Below are 21,526 nucleotides of genomic sequence, written 5' to 3' on the forward strand. Positions count from 1 at the left end.
CGTGACGCTGACCGACGTGCGCGACGCCGACTGGTACGGCGACGACCTGTCCGGGCAGGAGCACACCGGGGTCCGCTTCTCGGTGCTCGACCTGGCCGAGGCCACCGGGACCGGGGCGGTCTTCACCGACTGCGTCTTCGTCGACGCGACGTTCACCGGCGTCCGGCTCACCGACGCGGCGTTCCTCAACTGCACGTTCACCGGCTGCTCGTTCTTCCAGGCGGAGTTCGACGACTGCAAGTTCGTCGGCAGCCGCTTCGAGCGCTGCACGTTCGACCTGATGACGGTCACCGGCGGCGACTGGTCGTTCGTCGCCCTGCCCGGCGCGGACCTGCACCGCGCCACGCTCGGCGGCGTCCGGATGCGCGAGGCGGACCTCGCCGGGGTGAACGCCGCCGGCGCGACGCTGCGCGGCCTGGACCTCTCCGCGGCGGAGCTGGCCGGGGCGGACCTCAGCGGCGCCGACCTGCGCGGCAGCGACCTCTCGGCGGTCGATCCCCGGACCGCGCAGCTGGCCGGCGCGCGGATCGACGTCGCCCAGGCGGTGGTGCTGGCCACCGCTCTGGGGCTGGACGTGCGCCCCGACGTCCCGGACTGAGCCGACCAGCGGAATACTGATCTTCGAGCAGCAGCGCCGTTCGACGACGAGGAGAGCCCCGCATGCCCATCGCGACCCCCGAGGTCTACGCCGACATGATCCGCCGGGCCAAGGAGGGCGGCTTCGCCTACCCGGCGATCAACTGCACCTCCTCGGAGACGATCAACGCGGCCCTGCGGGGCTTCGCGGACGCCGGCAGCGACGGCATCATCCAGTTCTCCACCGGCGGCGCCGAGTTCGGCTCGGGCACCCGGGTCAAGGACATGGTCACCGGCGCGGTGGCGCTGGCCGAGTTCGCGCACGTCGTCGCCGAGAAGTACCCGGTGAACGTGGCGCTGCACACCGACCACTGCCCCAAGGACAAGCTCGACAGCTACGTGCGCCCGCTGATCGCGCTGTCGAAGGACCGCGTGGACGCCGGCCAGGAGCCGCTGTTCCAGTCGCACATGTGGGACGGCTCGGCGATCGACCTCGACGAGAACCTGCAGATCGCCGAGGAGCTGCTGGAGCGCACGGCCGCGGCGAAGATCGTGCTCGAGGTGGAGATCGGCGTCGTGGGCGGCGAGGAGGACGGCGTCGCGCACGACATCAACGAGAAGCTCTACACCGCCGAGGGTGACTTCGTCTCGACCGCGAAGAAGCTCGGCCTGGGGGAGCGCGGCGTCTACCTGCTCGCCGCCACCTTCGGCAACGTGCACGGCGTCTACAAGCCGGGCAACGTCAAGCTGCGCCCCGAGATCCTCAAGCAGGGCCAGGACATCGTGGCGCGCGAGTTCGGCTCGGCCGAGGACAAGCCGTTCAACCTGGTCTTCCACGGTGGCTCGGGGTCGGCCCAGTCGGAGATCCGCGAGGCGATCTCGTACGGCGTCGTGAAGATGAACGTCGACACCGACACCCAGTACGCCTTCACCCGGCCGATCGCCGGGCACATGTTCAGCAACTACGACGGCGTGCTGAAGATCGACGGCGAGGTCGGCAACAAGAAGACCTACGACCCGCGCAGCTACCTCAAGGCCGCCGAGACCGGCATGGCCGCGCGCATCGTCGAGGCGTGCGAGGACCTGCTGTCGGCCGGCCAGTCGCAGGGGGCGTGAGCATGACGCACCCGCACAACCTGCTGGGCGAGCCGGACCCGGTCCTGCTGCCCGGCAACCCGGAGGCCGAGCGGGAGCTGGCCGAGGGCACGCCGGCGGCCGAGGTCGCCGCCCACCACCCGACGGTGAGCGCCGCCTGGGCGGCGCTGGCCGAGGCGGCGATCGACCACCCCGAGCGGCAGCTCAGCGACACGATCGAGGCCTACGCCTACGCGCGCACCGGCTACCACCGCGGGCTGGACGCCCTGCGCCGGAACGGGTGGAAGGGGTACGGCCCGGTGCCGTGGTCGCACGAGCCCAACCGCGGCTTCCTGCGCTGCGTCACGGTGCTGGCGCGGGCCGCGGAGGCGATCGGCGAGACCGACGAGCACGAGCGCTGCACCCAGCTGCTGCGTGACTGCGACCCGACGCTGGCTCCCTGATCGGTCACGAACGGTAACGGGCGGTCCGCGCTGCGGGCCGCCCGTTCGCCGTGTACCAGCGGGTTCGGGTTTGGCCGGGGGCCGTGAGGGTCATCACTCTCGGTGCACGGCGCCGATCCGGCGCCCGAACAGAGAGGCGAGCGCGATGGTAACCCTGTTGTGGATCCTCGCCGTCGTCCTGGTGATCGCCGGCATCCTGGCGATCGTCCGGGGGCAGATGCTGTGGGGCATCGTGCTGATCATCGTGGGCCTGCTGGTCGGCCCCGGCGGTGTCAGCGTCTTCAACTAGCTCTGGGGCGGGCGCCGGGGTCTCTCCCGGCGCCCGCCCAGGCTCAGCGCTCGCCCAGCTCCGGGTGCAGCGCCGTCAGCGCGTCGGTGAGCGTGCTGAGCTCCCCGCCGCCGGCCATCAGGGCGGTGAGCACGTCGGCGTCGACGTCGTCGCGCGTGAGGCTGCCGGCCACCTGGCCGCCGGCCAGGAGCAGGAACCGGTCGCCGATCAGGTGCGCGTAGCGCGGGTTGTTGGTCACCACGACCACCGCCAGGCCCTCGGCCCGCGCGGCGAGGATCGCCTGACCGAACAGCGTCTGCCGGGCGATCGTCATCGGGCTGGCCGGCTCGTCGATGATCAGCGCCCGCGCACCGAAGTGCAGCGCACGCGCGACCGCCAGGCTCTGCCGCTCCCCGGCCTGCATCGCGCTGGCCGGCTGGTCGGGGTCCAGCCCGGGCACGCCGACCCGGGCCATGGCCCGGCAGGTGACCTCGCGCGCGGCCTCCAGGTCGAGCCGCCGCAGCGGCCACACCCCCCGGGTGGGCTCGGCGCCGAGGAAGAAGTTCCGCCAGATCGAGAGCAGCGGGGCGACGGCGAGGTCCGGCCACACGGTGGCGATGCCGAGGTCGCGGGCCTGCCTGGGGGACCGGAACCGCACCGGCCGGCCGTCGACCAGCAGCTGCCCGTCGTCGTGCCGGCGCAGCCCGGAGAGCACCGAGACCAGCGTCGACTTGCCCGACCCGTTCTCGCCGAGCACGCAGGTGATCTGGCCGGACGGGATCGCGGCGCTGACGCGGGAGAGCGCGGGCACCGAGCCGTGCCGCACGGTCAGCCCGCGCAGCTCCAGGAACGGTGGCGCCGCGGCGGGGACCGCCTCCACCTCCGACGACGCGGTGCTCACGAGCGGGGCACCGCCTTCAGCCGGCGCCGGACCACGCCGTTGGCCAGCAGCGCGACGAGCAGCAGGACACCCAGCAGCGCCTGGAACCAGCGGGGGTCCCACCCGGCCAGCGCGATGCCGTGGCGGGCCACCGCGTAGAGCAGCGCGCCGATCGCCGCGCCGATCGCCGACCCGTAGCCGCCGGTGAGCAGGCAGCCCCCGATGACGGCGACGACGACGAAGTCGATGCCGGTGCTGAGACCGGCGTTGGTCACCAGCACGCTCTCCAGGCGCAGCAGGGCCAGCGACCCGATCAGCCAGCCCGCGGCCGCGGTCAGGCAGAAGAGGGTGACCGTGGTCCGCCGGACGGCCACGCCCAGCTCGCGGGCCGCGGTGCGCGCGCCGCCGCTGGCGAAGACCGCGTTGCCGAACCTGGTGCGCCACAGGGCCCAGGTGGCCAGCGCGGTCAGCCCGACGAACCAGAGCAGAGAGACCTGGAAGCGTGCCCCGCCCAGCTCGGTGGAGGAGCCGAAGACGGCGGCGGCCGACGACCAGCCCGGCGCCTGGTCGAGCCCCTGCACCTGGGAGGAGCCGGTCACCCCCTCGAAACCGGCCAGCGCCGTGCCCTGGAGGACCAGGAACGTCGCCAGGGTGACCAGGAAGCTCGGCAGGCCGGTGTTGACCACCAGGACGCCGTTGACGACGCCGACGAGCAGCGCGGCGAGCAGCGACACGAACAGCGCGGCCCAGGCGGGCCAGCCGCCGGGTCCGATGAGCAGCGCGGTCAGCAGCGAGCTGGCGACGGCGACGACCCCGATCGACAGGTCGAACTGCCCGGCGATCAGCAGCAGGGAGACCGCCACGGCGCCGATGCCCAGGGTCGCGGCGAGGTCCAGCACGCCGGCCAGCCCGCCGGTGCTGAGCAGCCCGGGCGCCTGCACCCCAAAGACCGCAACGACCACCACCAGACCGACCAGGGCGGGCAGGCTCGGGCGGGTCAGCGCCCGGCGCAGCGGCCGGGTCCCGCCCGCGGCCGGCCGGGGCGCGCTCCCGGGAACCGTGCCGTACGCGGGCAGGCGGTCGGTGATCACCGGCGCGGTCCGGCCGGGCTGGGGGACGACGGCAGGGGATCCTCCTCGACGAGCGTGCGCCCAGTGTCCACGACGCCGCGCGTCACGGCTCCAGGAGCCAGCGCACCCGGTCGTCGGCGTACCAGGTCCAGCGGTGCACCGGACGCGGGAACGGCACGCCGTCCCGGATCACCCGTGCCGGGTCCGAGGCGACCTGCAGCGCCCGCCCGCTGGTGCGCCGGGTCGGCCGCAGCGGCTGCACCATGACGGTGACCCCGATGGTGTCGACGGCGGTCCAGTCGGGCCGGACGTCGATCCGGGTGATCTCGCCGTCGGCCACCTTGATGTCGTCGTGGTGCGCCTGCAGGCCCAGCCGCCGGCTCAGCGAGCGCCGTCCGGGGCCGCCGGCCTCGATCCGGCCGTGGTGGAGCAGCACGCCGCCGTGGTCGTCGCGGACCAGGCTGAGCAACCGGCGCTCGCCCGACCCGATGCCCAGGTCGCGGGCCAGGCCGGTGGCGTCGCGGTCGGAGGTCGGCTCCCAGGCCACCGGCACCTCCGCCGTCCGGCCGGCCTTGAGGAGCACGGCGAGGACGGCGGACAACGCCGGCACCGGGCCGCGCACGCGGACCGCCTCGGCCTCGCCGGCGGGTGCGACGGTGGCCGGGCGGGGGGCCTGACCGGCGTCCAGGCGCCGCAGGTCCAGCTCGACGGAAGCCATGCCGATACCCTGCCACCTGACCCACCCCGCCTCCCGGAGGCGCTGGGTGCCGAGCGCTCCACCCACCCGACCGAACCAGAGGAGAACCCTCCCGATGCCGGCTGTCGTGCTGATCGGTGCCCAGTGGGGCGACGAGGGGAAGGGCAAGGCCACCGACCTCCTCGGCGGCCGCGTGCCGTACGTGGTCCGCTACCAGGGCGGCAACAACGCCGGGCACACGGTGATCACGCCGGACGGCGAGCGGTACGCCCTGCACCTGATCCCCTCGGGCATCCTCACCGCGGGGTGCACGCCGGTGATCGGCAACGGCGTCGTCGTCGACCCCGAGGTCCTCATCAGCGAGCTGGCGGGCCTGGAGGAGCGGGGCGTGGACACCTCGCGGCTGGTCATCTCCGCCGACGCGCACCTGATCATGCCGCACCACCGGGCACTGGACAGGGTCACCGAGCGGTTCCTGGGCAAGCGCAAGATCGGCACCACCGGCCGCGGCATCGGCCCCGCGTACGGAGACAAGGTCGCCCGCACCGGCATCCGCGTGGCCGACCTGCTCGACCTCTCCATCCTGCGGCAGAAGCTCGAGGGCACGCTCCAGGAGAAGAACCAGGTCCTGGTCAAGGTCTACAACCGCAAGGCCATCGACATCGACGAGGTCGTCGAGGAGTACGCCGGGTACGCCGAGCTGCTCAAGCACCGGATCGCCGACACCCGGCTGATGCTGGGCAAGGCCCTCGACGCCGGCGAGTGGGTGCTGCTGGAGGGGTCGCAGGGCACGCTGCTCGACGTCGACCACGGCACCTATCCGTTCGTGACGTCGTCCAACCCGACGTCCGGCGGCGCGGCCGTCGGCTCCGGCATCGGCCCCACCCGCATCGAGCGCGTGGTCGGCATCCTCAAGGCGTACACGACGCGGGTGGGCTCGGGGCCGTTCCCGACCGAGCTGTTCGACGCCAACGGCGAGTACCTGCGCAAGCAGGGCGGCGAGGTCGGCGTCACCACCGGCCGCGACCGCCGCTGCGGCTGGTTCGACGCGGTCATCGCCCGCTACGCCAGCCGGGTCAACGGGATCACCGACTACTTCCTCACCAAGCTCGACGTGCTCTCCGGCCTGGAGACGGTGCCGATCTGCGTGGCCTACGACGTCGACGGCGTCCGGCACGACGAGATGCCGATGACGCAGACCGACTTCCACCACGCGAAGCCGGTCTACGAGGAGATGCCCGGCTGGTTCGAGGACATCCGGCACTGCCGGACCTTCGACGAGCTGCCGGCCAACGCCCAGGCCTACGTGCGCCGGCTCGAGGAGCTCTCCGGCGCGCGGATCAGCGTGATCGGCGTCGGCCCTGGGCGCGACGAGAACGTCGTCATCCACGACCTCATCGGGTAGGGACCGTCCTGCCCCGCACGCTCGCGGCGGGCCCTGCAGGAGAGGCGTCAGGCGCGGACCGTGCTGCGCGGCGCCGGGACGGTGTGCCGGGCCAGCGCGTCGACCGCGTGGTCGGGGGAGTCGGTGATCAGCCCGTCGACGCCCAGGCGCAGCAGCTCCAGCGCGTCACCGAGGGCGTTGCCGACGCCGCTGGGCTCCTCGCCGACCTGCAGGTGCGCCGGCAGGAACGCGTTCTCCGACCGCAGGGTCCAGGCGAACACCGACAGCGAGGCGGCGTGCGCCTCGGCGACCAGCGCGGAGACGCCGGGGGTCGGGCGGGCCGCGGCGTCCAGGAGCACGCGGTCGCGGCTGGGCGCGATGCCCTGCGCGTAGGTGGAGATCTCCCGCAGGCCGGGCGGGGACACCATGCGGTCGCCCTCGGCGTCGTCCTCGACCAGCTGCACCATGCGGGGTCCGTGCTCGCCGAGCCGCTCGCGCAGGCTGCGCAGCAGCCCGGCGTCGAAGGACTGGACGACGACGGGGCCGGCGGCGTGGGCGACGCCCAGCCGGCGCAGCTCGTCGGCCACCAGCTCGGCCATCGACGGGCCGATGCCCGACGGCCACACCACGGCCTTGAGCTCCACGAGGACGTCGATGCGCCGGCCGCGGGTGGAGCGGCGGCGGGCCAGCTCGATGACCTCGGCGAGGGTGAGGACCCCGTAGCGGCCGTCGTAGGCGGTGTTGAGCGGCCGCAGCGTCGGCATCCGCTCGACCGACCTCAGCGTGCGCAGCTCGTCGAGGGTGAAGTCCTCGGTGAACCAGCCGGTGACCTCCACGCCCTCGACGACGCGGCTGGTGCGGCGGTCGGCGAACTCGGGGCGGTGGGCCACGTCGGTGGACCAGGACAGCTCGTTCTCGTGCCGGACGACGAGGACGCCGTCGAGGCTGACGACGACGTCGGGCTCGATCATGTCGGCGCCCTGGTCGATGGCCAGGTCGAAGCTGGCCACGGTGTGCTCGGGGCGGTAGGAGGGGGCACCGCGGTGCCCGATGACGACGGGCCGGGGAAGGCGGGTCACCGGGCTCTCGGCCGGCGCCACGGTCGCGCGCATGCGTCCCATATCACCTTGATCGGATGGACGATCGTGGAACTGGAGTGAACGTGTCGGCCACAACCGTTCACACAATTCACACGACACAGCGATGACCAGCGGGCCACCATGCCCGTCGTGACCGAACTCTCACGGCTGGGCTGGCGCGCCGAGCGCGCCGGGGAGCTGCCGCCCGGTTGCCACCCGGCCCGCGTCTCCCGCGTCGACCGCGGCCGGCTGACCGTCCTGACCGGCGACGGCGAGCGGCGGGTGCACCCCGCGTCGTCCCTGTACGACGCCGTCCTCGGCGGCCCGGCGGTCGGTGACTGGGTCGCGCTCCGGGACGAGCTGGCCGTGGCGGTCCTCCCGCGGCGCAGCGCCTTCACCCGCACCGTCGCCGGTCGCAGCTCGGCCGCGCAGGTCGTCGCCGCCAACCTCGACGTCGTCCTCGTCGTCGACGCGCTGGTCGGCGAGACCCGGCTGCGGCGGGTGGAGCGGTACCTGGCCGTCGCGTGGAGCAGCGGGGCCGCGCCGGTCGTCGTCCTCACCAAGGCCGACCTGTGCGACGACGTCGCCGCGACGGTCGAGCTGGTCCGGGAGGACGCGCTCGGGGTGGAGGTGCTGCCGGTCAGCTCGGTGACCGGCGCCGGCCTGGACGCGGTCCGGGCGCTGCTCGGGGAGGGCCGGACGGCGGCCATGGTCGGCCCGTCCGGCGTCGGCAAGACCAGCCTGGCCAACGCGCTGGCCGGTACCGAGCTCGCGCGCACGCAGGGCATCCGCGAGGACGGCCGCGGCCGGCACACCACGACGGCCCGCGAGCTGCACCTGCTCCCCGGCGGTGGGCTGCTGGTCGACACCCCCGGCATGCGGGAGCTCGGCCTGTACGACGACACCGACGGCATCGAGGCCACCTACGCCGACGTCACCGAGCTGGCCAGCGGGTGCCGGTTCCGCGACTGCGGGCACCGGGGCGAGCCCGGGTGCGCCGTCGCCGCAGCCCTCGACGACGGGACGCTGGACCCGGCCCGGTTCACCGCCTGGCGCAAGCTGCAGGCCGAGGCGCACCGGCAGCTGCTGCGGGTCGATGCCCGGGCGCGGGCCGAGGAGCGGGCCCGGCTGCGCTCCCTGCACCGGTCGCTGCGCGAGCAGCCCGCCAAGGGGCGTCGGTAGGGTCGCCCACCGTGCGCGTGCTCGTGATCGGCTCCGGTGCCCGGGAGCACGCCCTGTGCGTGGCTCTGCAGTCCGACCCCGCCGTGACGGCGCTGGCGTGCGCGCCCGGCAACGCCGGCACCCGCGCCGTCGCCGAGGCCTTCCTGCTGCAGGTGGCCGACCCGGTGGCCGTGGCCGCGCTGGCCCGCGAGTGGGGCGCCGAGCTGGTCGTGATCGGCCCGGAGGTGCCGCTGGTGGCCGGTGCCGCCGACGCCGTGCGCGAGGCGGGCATCGCCTGCTTCGGCCCCTCGGAGCAGGCCGCTCAGCTCGAGGGCAGCAAGTCCTTCGCCAAGCACGTCATGACGGCCGCCGGGGTGCCGACGGCGAAGGCCTGGGCGGTCGGCGGCCCGGCCGAGCTGGAGACGGCGCTCGACGAGGTGCACGCGCTCACCGGCGGGGCGCCCTACGTGGTCAAGGACGACGGGCTGGCCGCGGGCAAGGGCGTCGTCGTCACGGTGGACCGGGAGGCGGCGGCCGCGCACGGCCGCGCCGTCCTCGACGCCGGGGGAGCGGTGCTGGTCGAGGAGTACCTCGACGGGCCGGAGGTCTCGCTGTTCGCCGTCACCGACGGGACGACGGTGCTGCCGCTGGTCCCCGCGCAGGACTTCAAGCGCCGGGACGACGGCGACGGCGGGCCGAACACCGGCGGCATGGGCGCCTACGCCCCGCTGCCCTGGGCGCCGGCCGGGCTGGTCGACGAGGTGCTGGCCACGGTGCTGCAGCCGACCGTCGACGAGATGGCCCGGCGCGGCGAGCCCTTCAGCGGCCTGCTGTACGCCGGGCTGGCGCTGACCTCGCGGGGCGTGCGGGTCGTGGAGTTCAACGCGCGCTTCGGCGACCCGGAGACCCAGGTCGTGCTGCCGCTGCTGGCGACCCCGCTGGCCGGGCTGCTGCACGCCTCGGCGACCGGCGCGCTGGCCGGCCACCCGCCGCTGGAGTGGCGGCCGGGAGCGGCGGTCACCGTCGTCGTCGCGGCCTCCGGCTACCCCGAGGCGCCGCGCACCGGCGACCCGATCACCGGGGCCGACGGCGAGGGCGTGCTGCACGCCGGGACGGCGGTGGCGCCGGACGGGCGCGTGGTGTCGGCCGGCGGGCGAGTGCTCGCGGTGACCGCGACCGGCGACGACCTCGCCGCCGCGCGGCAGGCGGCCTACGAGCGGGTGGCCGGCGTCCGGCTGGCCGGCGCGCACTGGCGCAGCGACATCGCGCTGGCCGCCGTCGAGGGGCGGATCGCCCTGCCCTGACGGGGCTGCGGAAGACTGTGCCCGTGCTGACGGACGCGACGAGGTGGGCCCGATGATCGAGCGGTACACGCTCCCCGAGATGGGGCGGGTCTGGAGCGACCAGCACAAGTACGAGCTGTGGTGCCGCGTCGAGACGCTGGTGCTCGAGGCGCACGCGGCTGCCGGGCGGGTGCCCGCCGACGTCGTCGAGCCGGTGCGCAACGCGCCGCCGCCCACCCCGGAGCGGGTCGCGGAGATCGAGGAGACGACGCAGCACGACGTCATCGCCTTCCTCACCGCGTGGGCGGACAACACGTCGCCGCGGTCGGCGGCGGCCTACGTGCACCACGGCATGACCTCGTCGGACCTGCTCGACACCGCGCTCGCCGTCCAGCTCACCGACGCCACCGACGTGCTGCTGGCGAAGGCCGACCGGCTGGTCGCCGCGCTGCGCGACCACGGTCTGGCCCACCGGGACACGATCAAGGTCGGCCGCACGCACGGCGTGCACGCCGAGCCCGACGTCTGGGGGCACCGGGTCGCCGACCTCGCCTTCGCCATGGCCCGGTCCCGCGACCGGCTGAAGGCGGCGCGCGAGCGGGTCGGCGTCGTCGCCATCTCCGGCGCCGTCGGCACCTACTCGCTGATCGACCCGTCGGTCGAGGTGACCGTCGCGTCGGCGCTGGGCCTGAAGCCCGCCGACGCCTCGACGCAGGTGGTCCTCCGCGACTCGATCTCGGAGTGGGTGGCCGCGCTGGCCGTCATCGCCACCGTGTGCGAGGCGGTCGCGCTGGAGGTGCGGCACGGGCAGCGCACCGAGGTGCGCGAGCTGTCGGAGGCGTTCGGGTCGGGCCAGAAGGGCTCGAGCGCGATGCCGCACAAGAAGAACCCGATCCGGTCCGAGCGCATCGCCGGGCTGGCGCGGGTGGTGCGCGCCGCCGTCGTCCCGGTCATGGAGGGCATCCCGCTGTGGCACGAGCGGGACATCTCGCACTCGTCGACCGAGCGGGTGTTCCTGCCCGACGCCGCGATCACCACCGACTACCTGCTGCACCTGACCACCGGCCTGGTCGAGAACCTGGTGGTCGACGTGCAGCGGATGCGCGACAACCTCGAGTCCACCGGCGGGCTGATCTACACCTCCTCGGTGCTGCTGGAGCTGGTCGAGGGCGGGCTGTCCCGCGAGGACGCGTACGCCCTGGTGCAGACGGCGGCGATGGAGACCTGGAACACCGGGACGCCGTTCCGGACGACGCTGCGCGCCCGGGCCGATGCCTCGGGCGTCGCGCTCGACGAGGTGCGGCTGGACGAGATCTGCCGGCCCGAGCGCTACGTGGCCAACCTCGGCCCGCTGTTCGACCGGCTGGCCGCGCTGTCATGAGCGTGGATCTCCCGCTGGTCGCCCGCGGCAAGGTGCGGGAGGTCTACGACTGCTCGACCCCCGCCCACCCCGACCGGCTGCTGCTCGTGGCGTCGGACCGCATCTCGGCCTACGACTGGGTGCTGCCCACGCCGATCCCCGACAAGGGGCGGGTGCTCACCCAGCTGTCGGTGTGGTGGTTCGACCAGCTCCAGCCCGTGCTGGCCTCCTTCGGGGCCACGCACCACCTGGTGTCGGCCACGGACGTCCCGGCGTCCGTCGCCGGGCGCGCGATGCTGGTGCGCCGGCTCGACATGCTGCCCGTGGAGTGCGTGGCCCGCGGCTACCTCTCCGGCGGCGGCACCAAGGAGTACGAGCGCACCGGCTCGATCCGCGACGTCGTCCTGCCGGCCGGGCTGGTCGAGGGCTCGCAGCTGCCCTCGCCGGTGTTCACGCCGTCGACCAAGGCCGAGCTGGGCGACCACGACGAGCCGATCGACTTCGCGCGCGTGATGTCGCTGGTGGGGGCACCCCGTGCCGAGGAGCTGCGCGAGCTGACGCTGGCGCTGTACCGGCGGGGGGCGGAGATCGCCCGCGACGCCGGGATCGTGCTGGCCGACACCAAGTTCGAGTTCGGGCTGGCGGGGGAGTCGCTGGTGCTGGGCGACGAGGTGCTCACCCCCGACTCGTCCCGCTTCTGGCCGGCCTCCTCCTGGGCGCCCGGTGCCGCGCAGCCCTCGTACGACAAGCAGTTCGTGCGCGACTGGCTGACCTCGCCGGCGTCCGGGTGGGACCGGGCCTCGGAGCCGCCGCCGCTGCCGGACGACGTCGTCGCCGCCACCCGCGAGCGCTACGTCACCGCCTACGAGCGCCTCACCGGCCAGCAGTTCACCTAGTCATCCCCGCGAGTGCGACGAACTCGTGGCCATCCGGCGCTGATCGCCACGAGTACGTCGCACTCGGCCGGCCTGTGGACGACGTCAGCGGGTCCCCCCGGCATCCGGGCACGCTGCGCCGCGTGCCGACCCCGCCCGTGCCACCCCGCGTCCACGCGCCGACGAACCGCCGGTCGGCCCGCTCGGCCGGGGTGAGCGACTGGCAGCTGCGCCACGAGGGCATCGCCAGGACGTCGCGGGACACGTACCTGCCGCGGGACGCCGGGGAGGTGCTCCGGCAGCGTGTCGAGGCCGTCCTCCTAGGGGCTCCGCCCGGCTCCGTCCTCAGCCACCGCACGGCGGCGGAGCTGTGGCGCCTCGACGTCCCGCTGGTCGGCGAGGACCGGCGGGTGCACCTCACCGTGCCGCCGGAGGCCCGCGTCCGATCGCGGGCGGACCGGGTGGTGCACGCGTCCGTCGTCCCGGCACCCGAGACGCGGCGCATCGACGGGCTGCTCGTGACCTCGCCCAGCCGGACGTGGATCGACCTCGCCGGGGTGGTGCCGCCGGCGGCGCTCCTGGCGGTGACCGACCAGATGCTGGCCCAGGGCTTCCCGGCCGACGAGTTCCCGCACGTCGTCCGCCGCTACCGCGGACGGCGGGGCGCCGGCCGGGCTCGCGTGGTCATGGGCTGGGGCGACCGCCTGGCGGGTTCGCCGATGGAGTCGGTCCTCCGCTGGGCGATCCTTGACGCGGGACTGCCGCGACCGCTCCTCCAGCACGAGATCCGCGACGAGCGAGGCCGGTTCCTCGCGTTCGTGGACATGGCCTGGCCGGAGCGGCGGGTGCTGGTCGAGTTCGACGGGAACGTGCACCGCGAGCGGCGGGTCTTCGTCAACGACCTGCGCCGGCAGAACGGGATCGTGCTGGCCGGGTGGCGGGTGCTGCGGTTCAGCTCGGCCGACGTCCTCGGTCGTCGAGCGGCCGTGCTCCGGCTGCTCACCGGTGTGCTGACCGGCCACTGACCGCGAGTGCGACGAACTCGTGGCCATCGCGCCCTGATGGCCACGACTTCGTCGCGCTCGGTGCCCCGCGGCGGCGAGACGAGGGTCACGGGGGTGCTCCCCGCGACCCCGGTACGCTCGTCGGCGTGTCCCGGGTGGTCGTCGACGTGGTCCTCAAGCCGGAGATCTCCGACCCCCAGGGTCAGGCGGTCCTGGGAGCGCTCGGCCGGCTCGGCCACGACAGCGTGCGCAGCGTCCGCCAGGGCAAGCACTTCGTGCTCGAGGTCGACGGCACCCCCGACGAGGCCGAGCTGAAGCAGATCGCCGAGACGCTGCTGGCCAACCCGGTGATCGAGGACGTCGAACTGCACCTCCCCAAGGACTGAGCGAACCGTGCGCATCGGTGTCATCACCTTCCCGGGCTCCCTGGACGACGTCGACGCCGCACGCGCGGTGCGCCTCGCCGGTGGTGAGCCCGTCGCCCTCTGGCACGCCGACCACGACCTGAAGGACGTCGACGCCGTCGTCCTCCCGGGTGGCTTCTCCTACGGCGACTACCTGCGCGCCGGTGCCATCGCCGCCCGCTCCCCGCTGATGCAGGACGTCGTGACGGCGGCGCACGGCGGCATGCCGGTGCTCGGCATCTGCAACGGCTTCCAGGTGCTCTGCGAGGCCGGCCTGCTGCCCGGCGCGCTCACCCGCAACAGCCACCTGCACTTCCGCAACCGCGACCAGCTGCTCCGCGTCGAGCGGGCCGACACCGCCTGGACCAGCGACTACGCCGACGGCCAGGAGATCCTCATCCCGGTCAAGAACGGCGAGGGCCGCTACGTCGCCGCCGACGCCGGCCTCGACCGCCTCGAGGGCGAGGGCCGGGTCGTCTTCCGCTACGTCGGCGGCAACCCCAACGGCAGCAGCCGCGACATCGCGGGCGTCACCAGCGAGAACGGCCGCGTCGTCGGGCTCATGCCGCACCCGGAGCACGCCGTCGAGGACCTCACCGGGCCCAGCACCGACGGCCTGGGCTTCTTCACGTCGGTGCTGAAGGCGGTCGTGGCCGCGTGAGCATCGACACCGTCGAGAACGCCGCCCGGACCCCGGACGACGAGCAGCCCTGGGCAGAGCTCGGCCTCAAGCCCGACGAGTACGCCCGCATCCGCGACATCCTCGGTCGCCGCCCGACGACGGCGGAGCTGGCGATGTACAGCGTCATGTGGAGCGAGCACTGCTCCTACAAGAGCTCCAAGGTGCACCTGCGCCGCTTCGGCGACCTGCCGAAGAGCGACGCGCTGCTGGTCGGCATCGGCGAGAACGCCGGCGTCGTCGACGTCGGTGACGGGCTCGCAGTCACCTTCAAGGTCGAGTCGCACAACCACCCCAGCTACGTGGAGCCCTACCAGGGCGCGGCCACCGGCGTGGGCGGCATCGTGCGCGACATCCTCACGATGGGCGCCCGCCCGATCGCGGTCATGGACAGCCTCCGCTTCGGCCGGGCCGACGCCCCGGACACCGCGCGCGTGCTGCCCGGCGTCGTCGCGGGGGTCGGCGGCTACGGCAACTGCCTGGGCCTGCCCAACGTCGGCGGCGAGCTGCTCTTCGACGACTGCTACGCCGGCAACCCGCTGGTCAACGCGCTGTGCGTCGGCGTCATGAAGCACGAGGACGTGCACCTGGCCAAGGCCGAGGGCGTCGGCAACAAGGTCATCCTCTTCGGCGCACGGACCGGTGGCGACGGCATCGGCGGCGTGTCCGTCCTCGCGTCGGAGACCTTCGACGCCGAGGGCCCGGCCAAGCGCCCGGCGGTCCAGGTGGGCGACCCGTTCACCGAGAAGCTGCTCATCGAGGCCTGCCTCGAGCTGTTCCAGCAGGACCTCGTCACCGGCATCCAGGACCTCGGCGGCGCGGGGCTCTCCTGCGCCACCTCCGAGCTGGCCAGCGCCGGCACCGGCGGCATGCACGTCGACCTGGACGCCGTCCCGCTGCGCGACTCCACCCTGACGCCCGCCGAGATCCTGATGAGCGAGTCGCAGGAGCGGATGTGCGCGATCGTCGAGCCCGGCAAGGTGGCCGAGTTCCTCGCCGTCTGCCGCAAGTGGGACGTGCTGGCAACGGTCATCGGTGAGGTCACCGACGGCGACCGGCTCACCGTCGACTGGCACGGCGAGCGGATCGTCGACGTCCCGCCGCGCACCGTGGCGCACGAGGGTCCGGTCTACGAGCGCCCCATGGCGCGGCCGCAGGACCTCGACGCCCTCCAGGCCGACGACCCCGCGCGGCTCCCGCGGCCCACGACGCCGGCCGAGCTCCAGGCGCACTGGCTGGCCGTCGTCAGCAGCCCGGACGGCGCGGACAAGAGCTGGGTGACCGAGCAGTACGACCGCTACGTGCGCGGCAACACGGTGCTCGCCCAGCCGGAGGACGCCGGCGTCGTCCGCCTGGACGAGGAGAGCAACCGCGGCATCGCGCTGTCGCTGGACGGCAACGCCCGCTTCGCCCGCCTCGACCCGTACACCGGCGCGAAGCTCAACCTGGCCGAGGCCTACCGCAACGTGGCCGCCACCGGGGCGAAGCCGCTCGCCGTCACCAACTGCCTGAACTTCGGCTCCCCGGAGAACCCCGAGGTCATGTGGCAGTTCGCCGAGGCCGTGCGCGGCCTGGCCGACGGGTGCCGCGAGCTGGGACTGCCGGTCACCGGCGGCAACGTCAGCCTCTACAACCAGACCGGCGACGTCGCGATCAACCCGACGCCGGTCATCGGCGTCCTCGGCGTGCACGACGACGTCCGCACCCGGGTTCCCGCCGGCTGGCGGACCGCGGGGGAGACCGTCCTGCTGCTGGGGGAGACGAAGGCCGAGCTCGGTGGCTCCGCATGGGCGTCGGTCGTGCACGGCCACCTGGGCGGTCGCCCGCCGGCCGTCGACCTCGCCGCCGAGCGGGCGCTGGCCGACCTGCTCACCGCGCTGGCCGGTCAGGGGCTGGTCGGCTCCGCGCACGACCTCGCCGACGGCGGCCTGGCGCAGGCGCTCACCGAGTCCGCGCTGCGCTACGGCGTCGGGGCCCGGCTGGCGCTCGGGGACGACCCGTTCACCGCGCTGTTCAGCGAGTCGGCCGGTCGCGTCCTCGTCACCACCTCCGACCCCGGTGCCGTGAAGACGGCGGCGCAGTGGGGCGGCGTCCCGGTCACCGAGCTGGGGACGACGGGCGGCGACGCGCTCGAGGTGGCCGGGCTGACCCTGCCGCTCGCCGAGCTGCGCGCCGCCTGGAGCGCCACGCTGCCGGCGCTGTTCGGCGGCCCCGAGCACAGCACCCCGCTCACCGTCCCGGCGGGCACCGTCCCGACCAGCTGATGCCCGGCGCCACCCCGATCCCGGCCGAGGAGCTGCGTGCCGCGGTCGACCCGGTGCGCGCCTGGCTCGCCGGCGAGGCCGAGCAGCCGCCGCGCTCGGTGCTGGGCCCGGCGGTGAAGACCAGCGCGCGGTGGCTGGCCCAGCAGGTGCCGGGCCGCTCGGTGGAGCTGCGGGTGCCGCCGCACGTCGCCGTCCAGTGCATCGAGGGGCCGCGGCACACCCGCGGCACCCCGCCCAACGTGGTCGAGACCGACGCGGTCACCTGGCTGCGGCTGGCCACCGGCGAGCTGAGCTGGGCCGAGGCCCTGGCCGAGGGAAAGGTCAGCGCCAGCGGCAACCGCGCCGACCTGTCGGCGCTGCTCCCGCTGCGCCCGCTCCGCTGACGGCCCAGCTTTCGGTACCGAAAGCCGGACGGGCGCCGCAGCTTTCGGTACCGAAAGCTCGGCCGGACCCGCACCTTTCTGCACCGAGAGCTGAGAACGGACGACGCCCCCGTCCGCGGCTGCGGACGGGGGCGTCGGGGAGTGCCGGTGGATCAGCCGCCGAACAGCGAGCTGGCGGTCTTGATCGTCTGGTACAGGCCGTAGGCCAGCGGGACGCCGACCAGCGTCCACGCCACGGCGATGATCCCCGCCGGGGTGCTGCTGGCCTGCCGGCCCTGGGAGACGGGAGTGCTCATCGGACGGCGCTCTCTTCCTGGGTCGCGGGGGTGGTGGGGGCCGCCGCCTTCGGCTCGTGCCACTTGCTGGCCACGGGCTTGACCAGCAGGTTGGCGACGAAGCCGATGGCGAGGAGGCCGACCATGATGAACAGGGCCGGCCGGTAGTCACCGGCGACCAGCGTGCCCGGCTCGCCCTCGGCCAGGTCCAGCACGCCGTTGACGATGAGCGGGCCGGCCACACCGGCGGCGGCCCACGCGGTCAGCAGCCGCCCGTGGATGGCGCCGACCTGGTAGGTGCCGAACAGGTCGCGCAGGTACGCCGGGATGGTGGCGAAGCCGCCGCCGTAGAAGGACAGGATGACGGCGGCCAGGACGACGAACACCCAGGTCGCGGTGCTGCCGACGGTGGCCAGCAGCACGTACATCACCAGGCCGACGCCGAGGTAGACCATGTAGATCGGCTTGCGGCCGATGTAGTCCGACGTGGACGACCACACGAACCGGCCGGCCATGTTGAACAGCGACAGCAGCCCGACGAAGCCGGCCGCGGTGGCGGCGGCGACGGCGGAGGTGTCGCCCTCGCGGAAGAAGTCCTGGATCATCGGCGCGGCCTGCTCGAGGATGCCGATACCGGCGGTCACGTTGCAGAAGAGCACGATCCACAGCAGCCAGAACTGCGGCGTCCTGATGGCGTTGGCGGCCGAGACGTTCTCGGTGGTGACCAGGGCCTTGGACCTGACCGACGCCGGGTCCCAGCCGGCCGGCGTCCAGCCCTCGGCGGGCACGCGGACGAGGAACGCGCCGAACATCATGTAGACGAGGTAGACGGCGGCCAGGGTCAGGAACAGGCCCGCGACGGCGTTGCCGCTGGGGACCGTGCCGGCGACGGCGGGGTCGTAGCCCGGGTCGTACCAGCTCATCAGCTAGCGGGAGAGCGGCGAGGCGATGAGCGCGCCACCGCCGAAGCCCATGATCGCCATGCCGGTGGCCAGGCCCGGGCGGTCGGGGAACCACTTGATCAGCGTGGAGACCGGCGAGATGTAGCCGATGCCCAGGCCGATGCCGCCGATCACGCCGTAGCCGAGGTACAGCAGCCACAGCTGCTCGGTGTAGATGCCCAGCGAGCCCACGAGGAAGCCGGTCACCCAGAAGCAGGCGGAGGTGAACATGGCGGCGCGGGGACCGTTCTTGTCCACCCACGTGCCGAAGACGGCGGCCGAGAGGCCGAGCATCACGATGGCGATCGAGAAGGTGATGCCGATCGCGGTGAGCGTCGAGTCGAAGTGGGCGACGAGCGCCGCCTTGTAGACGCTGGTCGCGTACGCCTGGCCGATGCAGAGGTGCACCGCCAGGGCGGCCGGCGGGATGAGCCAGCGGTTGAAGCCCGGCTTCGCGATGATGCGCTCGCGAGCCAGGAATCCGGGTACTGCCACGGATCGGACCTCCGGAATCGGGAGGGCCGCGTCCGGACGGACGCGACCTGGGCGCGCGCTGTGTGACGGGGATCGCGGCCGGTGGCACGGTACGTCGCGCACGACCTACTCGCGCGTTCACACTCGGATCGAGATCGGGACGTGACCGTTTCGCCCGGCTAACGAAACCGGCGGGGCGACACCGGGGAGGCCACCATAGGCTCGGGGCATGGCCTACGAGGTGAAGGGCGTCGTCGCCCGCAGCAAGGGTGCTCCCGTCTCGATCGAGACGATCCTGGTCCCCGATCCGGGTCCCGGTGAGGCCGTCGTCGACGTGCAGGCCTGCGGGGTCTGCCACACCGACCTGCACTACCGCGAGGGCGGGATCAACGACGAGTTCCCGTTCCTGCTGGGCCACGAGGCGGCCGGCGTCGTCTCCGCCGTGGGTGAGGGCGTCACCAACGTGGCCGTCGGCGACTACGTCGTCCTCAACTGGCGGGCCGTGTGCGGGCAGTGCCGCGCCTGCCTCAAGGGTCAGCTCCAGTACTGCTTCAACACCCACAACGCCGCGCAGAAGATGACGCTGGCCGACGGCACGGAGCTCTCGCCGGCGCTCGGCATCGGCGCCTTCGCGGAGAAGACGCTGGTCCACTCCGGGCAGTGCACGAAGGTCGACCCGGCCGCGCCGCCGACCGCCGCCGGTCTGGTCGGCTGCGGGATCATGGCCGGTGCGGGTGCCGCCCTGAACACCGGCGCGGTGCAGCGGGGCGAGAGCGTCGCCGTCTTCGGCTGCGGCGGCGTCGGTGACGCCGCGATCGCCGGCGCCAAGCTGGCCGGGGCGACGACGATCGTGGCCGTCGACATCGACGACCGGAAGCTCGAGTGGGCCAGGGAGTTCGGCGCCACGCACACGGTCAACTCGAAGGAGACCGACCCGGTCGAGGCGATCAAGGCCCTCACCGGGGGCTTCGGCGTCGACGTCGCCATCGAGGCGGTCGGTCACCCGAAGGTCCTCGAGCAGGCGTTCTACTCCCGCGACCTGGCCGGGCGGGTGGTGCTCGTCGGCGTGCCCACCCCGGAGATGACCGTCGAGCTGCCGCACATCGAGCTCTACGGCCGCGGCGGTGCCATCAAGCCGGCCTGGTACGGCGACTGCCTGCCCAGCCGCGACTTCCCGATGCTGGTCGACCTGTACCTGCAGGGCCGGTTCCCGCTCGACAAGTTCGTCAGCGAGACCATCGGCCTGGACTCCGTCGAGGAGGCCTTCGAGAAGATGCACCGCGGCGAGGTCCTGCGGTCGGTCGTGGTCCTCTGATGGCCGCCCGCATCGAGCAGGTCGTCGTCCCCGGGGTGTTCTCCCTCGACGGGCAGGACTTCGACGTCGAGAACAACGTCTGGCTGCTCGGGGACGACGACGAGGTGCTGGTGGTGGACGCGCCGCACGACGCCGCCCCCATCGTGGCGGCGATCGGTGGCCGCCGGGTCACCGCGATCGTCCTCACGCACGGGCACAACGACCACGTCACCGCGGCGCCGGCGCTGCGCGAGGCCACCGGGGCGCCGATCTGGTTCCACCCGGCCGACCGGATGCTCTGGGACATGACCCACCCGGGCACCGCGCCGGACCGCGACCTCGCCGCCGGGGTGGAGTTCCGCGTAGCCGGGACGACGCTCGTCGCGCTGCACACGCCGGGTCACTCGCCGGGCAGCACCTGCCTGCACGCGCCGGACCTCACCACCGTGTTCACCGGCGACACGCTGTTCTGCGGCGGCCCCGGCGCCACCGGCCGCAGCTTCAGCGACCACCCGACGATCCTGAACTCGATCCGGTCGCAGCTGTTCAGCCTGCACGGGGACACCGTGGTGAAGACCGGCCACGGCGACGACACCACCATCGCCGCCGAGTTCCGGTCGCTCCAGGGCTGAGCCGCGGCTCCCGGCGCCCGCCGACGTCGTCGGTCCGGCGCCGGGAGCCCGGCGGATCAGGCCCGGTCGTGCACCGTCACCGCGTACCCGTCGGGGTCGAGGAAGGTGAAGGTGCGGCCGAACGGCGTGTCCACCGGAGGGCCCAGGGTCGGCACCCCCGCGGCGACCAGGTCGTCGTGCAGCTCCTGCGCGTCGTCGGCGTGCAGCCACAGCGCCACACCGGCACCGGGCCGGGGGTGGACGGCGGCCGGGTCCACGCCCGGCAGCGGGGTGCGCACGGCGAACGGGATCGGCGTGGTGGCGAAGACGACCGCGCCCGGCGGTGAGGCCGGAGCGCGGCGCAGCCCGAGCTGCCGCTCGTAGAACACCGCGGACGCCTCGGGGTCGCTGACCTGGAGAGCGACGAAGTCGGGTCCGGTCACTGCTGCCATGTGTCCTCCTCGTGTTGATGTCAGGATCCTGACATCCTGGAGCGTATGTCAGGCTGCTGACATGCAGCCGGACCGGGTCCACGTCGAGTCGTCGGTGGGGTACGCGCTGAAGCAGGCCGCGGCCGCCCTCCGGGGCGCCATGGACACGGCGCTCCGGCCGCTGGGGCTGACCGTGCCGCAGTACGCGTGCCTCGAGCTGCTCGGCTCGAGCCCGGGTCTCTCCGCGGCGGAGCTGGCCCGCGGCGCCTTCGTGACCCGGCAGTCGATGCACGCCGTCCTCACCGGGCTCGAGCAGCGCGGCCTCCTCGCCCGCCCGCCGGCGGCCCCGCGGGGCCGCGCGCTGCCCACGCAGCTCACCGAGCGCGGGGTGGCGGTGCTCGACGAGGCGAGCCGCGCGGTCGCCCGGGTGGAGCAGCGCATGCTCGGGGCCCTGGCCTCGACCGACGACGTCGCGCGCCTGCACCGGGACCTCGTCGCCTGCGCCGAGGCGGTCGCGTCCGCGGACGACGTGGCGACACGGGGCTGAGCAGCGCGGACACGCCGGAGGGTGACCCGTCCCACCCCGGCGGGGGTG

Annotated in this window: 23 protein-coding genes and 1 pseudogene; 17 read left to right on the forward strand and 7 right to left on the reverse strand. The window is 73.8% G+C overall.

Annotated features, from left to right (window positions below):
• Nucleotide 1: 1 nt before the first annotated feature.
• From DQ241_RS02410 to DQ241_RS20780, 4 genes are all read left to right on the forward strand, one after another.
• Nucleotides 2–598, forward strand: a complete 597-nt coding sequence (locus DQ241_RS02410; protein ID WP_113828536.1) for a pentapeptide repeat-containing protein — start codon at nucleotides 2–4, stop codon at nucleotides 596–598.
• Nucleotides 599–660: 62 nt separating this feature from the next.
• Entirely contained in the window at nucleotides 661–1,692 is a 1,032-nt protein-coding gene (gene fbaA, locus DQ241_RS02415) for a class II fructose-bisphosphate aldolase (RefSeq protein WP_113828537.1), read from the forward strand.
• 2 nt (nucleotides 1,693–1,694) lie between these two features.
• Nucleotides 1,695–2,114 carry a DUF3151 domain-containing protein gene (locus DQ241_RS02420; protein WP_113828922.1) on the forward strand — a complete coding sequence of 140 codons (420 nt, stop codon included), beginning with the start codon at nucleotides 1,695–1,697 and terminating at the stop codon, nucleotides 2,112–2,114.
• Nucleotides 2,115–2,259: 145 nt separating this feature from the next.
• A complete protein-coding gene (locus DQ241_RS20780) occupies nucleotides 2,260–2,403 on the forward strand; it encodes a GPGG-motif small membrane protein (RefSeq protein ID WP_199583990.1) in 144 nt (47 codons plus the stop codon).
• 43 nt (nucleotides 2,404–2,446) lie between these two features.
• On the opposite strand, the gene DQ241_RS02425 is transcribed toward DQ241_RS20780, so the two are convergent.
• The 3 genes from DQ241_RS02425 to DQ241_RS02435 form a co-directional block, all read right to left on the reverse strand.
• Complete coding sequence (locus tag DQ241_RS02425) at nucleotides 2,447–3,283, reverse strand: ATP-binding cassette domain-containing protein (RefSeq protein WP_113828538.1); 837 nt, start codon at nucleotides 3,281–3,283, stop codon at nucleotides 2,447–2,449.
• Nucleotides 3,280–4,353, reverse strand: a complete 1,074-nt coding sequence (locus DQ241_RS02430) for an ABC transporter permease (RefSeq protein ID WP_199583991.1) — start codon at nucleotides 4,351–4,353, stop codon at nucleotides 3,280–3,282. Before DQ241_RS02430 ends, DQ241_RS02425 begins: the two co-directional genes overlap by 4 nt.
• Nucleotides 4,354–4,435: 82 nt before the next feature.
• Complete coding sequence (locus DQ241_RS02435; protein ID WP_113828539.1) at nucleotides 4,436–5,050, reverse strand: hypothetical protein; 615 nt, start codon at nucleotides 5,048–5,050, stop codon at nucleotides 4,436–4,438.
• Between the two features lie 94 nt (nucleotides 5,051–5,144).
• Here DQ241_RS02435 and DQ241_RS02440 point away from each other — a divergent pair, with 94 nt between their 5' ends.
• On the forward strand, nucleotides 5,145–6,434 hold the full coding sequence (locus DQ241_RS02440) for an adenylosuccinate synthase (RefSeq protein ID WP_113828540.1): 1,290 nt from the start codon (nucleotides 5,145–5,147) through the stop codon (nucleotides 6,432–6,434).
• Between the two features lie 47 nt (nucleotides 6,435–6,481).
• Here the strand turns inward: DQ241_RS02440 and DQ241_RS02445 are convergent, their stop codons facing one another.
• Entirely contained in the window at nucleotides 6,482–7,525 is a 1,044-nt protein-coding gene (locus tag DQ241_RS02445; protein ID WP_113828541.1) for a glycerophosphodiester phosphodiesterase family protein, read from the reverse strand.
• A 108-nt stretch (nucleotides 7,526–7,633) separates the two neighbouring features.
• Between DQ241_RS02445 and rsgA the strand changes: the two genes are divergently transcribed.
• The 9 genes from rsgA to DQ241_RS02490 all read left to right on the forward strand — a co-directional run bounded on the left by rsgA (nucleotide 7,634) and on the right by DQ241_RS02490 (nucleotide 16,905).
• Nucleotides 7,634–8,674 carry a ribosome small subunit-dependent GTPase A gene (gene rsgA / locus DQ241_RS02450; protein ID WP_370444367.1) on the forward strand — a complete coding sequence of 347 codons (1,041 nt, stop codon included), beginning with the start codon at nucleotides 7,634–7,636 and terminating at the stop codon, nucleotides 8,672–8,674.
• A gap of 11 nt (nucleotides 8,675–8,685) precedes the next feature.
• Complete coding sequence (gene purD, locus DQ241_RS02455; protein WP_113828542.1) at nucleotides 8,686–9,957, forward strand: phosphoribosylamine--glycine ligase; 1,272 nt, start codon at nucleotides 8,686–8,688, stop codon at nucleotides 9,955–9,957.
• 52 nt (nucleotides 9,958–10,009) lie between these two features.
• Nucleotides 10,010–11,317: an adenylosuccinate lyase gene (gene purB, locus DQ241_RS02460; protein WP_113828543.1), complete on the forward strand. Its 1,308-nt coding sequence runs from the start codon at nucleotides 10,010–10,012 to the stop codon at nucleotides 11,315–11,317.
• Nucleotides 11,314–12,192 (forward strand): phosphoribosylaminoimidazolesuccinocarboxamide synthase, encoded by an 879-nt coding sequence (locus DQ241_RS02465; protein ID WP_113828544.1) that lies wholly within the window; start codon nucleotides 11,314–11,316, stop codon nucleotides 12,190–12,192. The genes purB and DQ241_RS02465 overlap by 4 nt, the downstream gene beginning before the upstream one ends.
• 122 nt (nucleotides 12,193–12,314) lie before the next feature.
• Entirely contained in the window at nucleotides 12,315–13,196 is an 882-nt protein-coding gene (locus DQ241_RS21350) for an endonuclease domain-containing protein (protein WP_147252314.1), read from the forward strand.
• 125 nt (nucleotides 13,197–13,321) lie between these two features.
• Nucleotides 13,322–13,561 carry a phosphoribosylformylglycinamidine synthase subunit PurS gene (gene purS / locus DQ241_RS02475; RefSeq protein WP_040338692.1) on the forward strand — a complete coding sequence of 80 codons (240 nt, stop codon included), beginning with the start codon at nucleotides 13,322–13,324 and terminating at the stop codon, nucleotides 13,559–13,561.
• Nucleotides 13,562–13,568: 7 nt separating this feature from the next.
• The gene (gene purQ / locus DQ241_RS02480; RefSeq protein WP_113828546.1) at nucleotides 13,569–14,240 is read left to right on the forward strand and encodes a phosphoribosylformylglycinamidine synthase subunit PurQ; all 672 of its coding nucleotides are present in this window, start codon (nucleotides 13,569–13,571) and stop codon (nucleotides 14,238–14,240) included.
• Complete coding sequence (purL, locus tag DQ241_RS02485; RefSeq protein ID WP_113828547.1) at nucleotides 14,237–16,522, forward strand: phosphoribosylformylglycinamidine synthase subunit PurL; 2,286 nt, start codon at nucleotides 14,237–14,239, stop codon at nucleotides 16,520–16,522. Before purQ ends, purL begins: the two co-directional genes overlap by 4 nt.
• Nucleotides 16,522–16,905, forward strand: coding sequence for a sterol carrier family protein (locus DQ241_RS02490; protein ID WP_113828548.1), 384 nt, complete (start codon nucleotides 16,522–16,524; stop codon nucleotides 16,903–16,905). The genes purL and DQ241_RS02490 overlap by 1 nt, the downstream gene beginning before the upstream one ends.
• A gap of 152 nt (nucleotides 16,906–17,057) precedes the next feature.
• Here the strand turns inward: DQ241_RS02490 and DQ241_RS20785 are convergent, their stop codons facing one another.
• Together DQ241_RS20785 and DQ241_RS02495 are read right to left on the reverse strand one after the other, a co-directional pair.
• Nucleotides 17,058–17,201, reverse strand: a complete 144-nt coding sequence (locus DQ241_RS20785) for a hypothetical protein (RefSeq protein ID WP_199583992.1) — start codon at nucleotides 17,199–17,201, stop codon at nucleotides 17,058–17,060.
• Nucleotides 17,198–18,718: pseudogene (locus tag DQ241_RS02495) on the reverse strand (OFA family MFS transporter). Before DQ241_RS02495 ends, DQ241_RS20785 begins: the two are co-directional and overlap by 4 nt.
• A 106-nt stretch (nucleotides 18,719–18,824) precedes the next feature.
• Between DQ241_RS02495 and DQ241_RS02500 the strand changes: the two are divergent.
• Both DQ241_RS02500 and DQ241_RS02505 read left to right on the forward strand, forming a co-directional pair.
• On the forward strand, nucleotides 18,825–19,910 hold the full coding sequence (locus DQ241_RS02500; protein ID WP_113828549.1) for an S-(hydroxymethyl)mycothiol dehydrogenase: 1,086 nt from the start codon (nucleotides 18,825–18,827) through the stop codon (nucleotides 19,908–19,910).
• Complete coding sequence (locus DQ241_RS02505; protein WP_199583993.1) at nucleotides 19,910–20,521, forward strand: MBL fold metallo-hydrolase; 612 nt, start codon at nucleotides 19,910–19,912, stop codon at nucleotides 20,519–20,521. The genes DQ241_RS02500 and DQ241_RS02505 overlap by 1 nt, the downstream gene beginning before the upstream one ends.
• Nucleotides 20,522–20,577: 56 nt before the next feature.
• On the opposite strand, the gene DQ241_RS02510 is transcribed toward DQ241_RS02505, so the two are convergent.
• Nucleotides 20,578–20,952, reverse strand: a complete 375-nt coding sequence (locus DQ241_RS02510; RefSeq protein WP_113828550.1) for a VOC family protein — start codon at nucleotides 20,950–20,952, stop codon at nucleotides 20,578–20,580.
• A 61-nt stretch (nucleotides 20,953–21,013) separates the two neighbouring features.
• Between DQ241_RS02510 and DQ241_RS02515 the strand changes: the two genes are divergently transcribed.
• Complete coding sequence (locus DQ241_RS02515; RefSeq protein ID WP_113828551.1) at nucleotides 21,014–21,478, forward strand: MarR family winged helix-turn-helix transcriptional regulator; 465 nt, start codon at nucleotides 21,014–21,016, stop codon at nucleotides 21,476–21,478.
• Nucleotides 21,479–21,526: the final 48 nt, after the last annotated feature.

This window comes from Blastococcus sp. TF02A-30, assembly GCF_003319185.1.
In the GTDB taxonomy this organism is placed as follows: domain Bacteria; phylum Actinomycetota; class Actinomycetes; order Mycobacteriales; family Geodermatophilaceae; genus Blastococcus.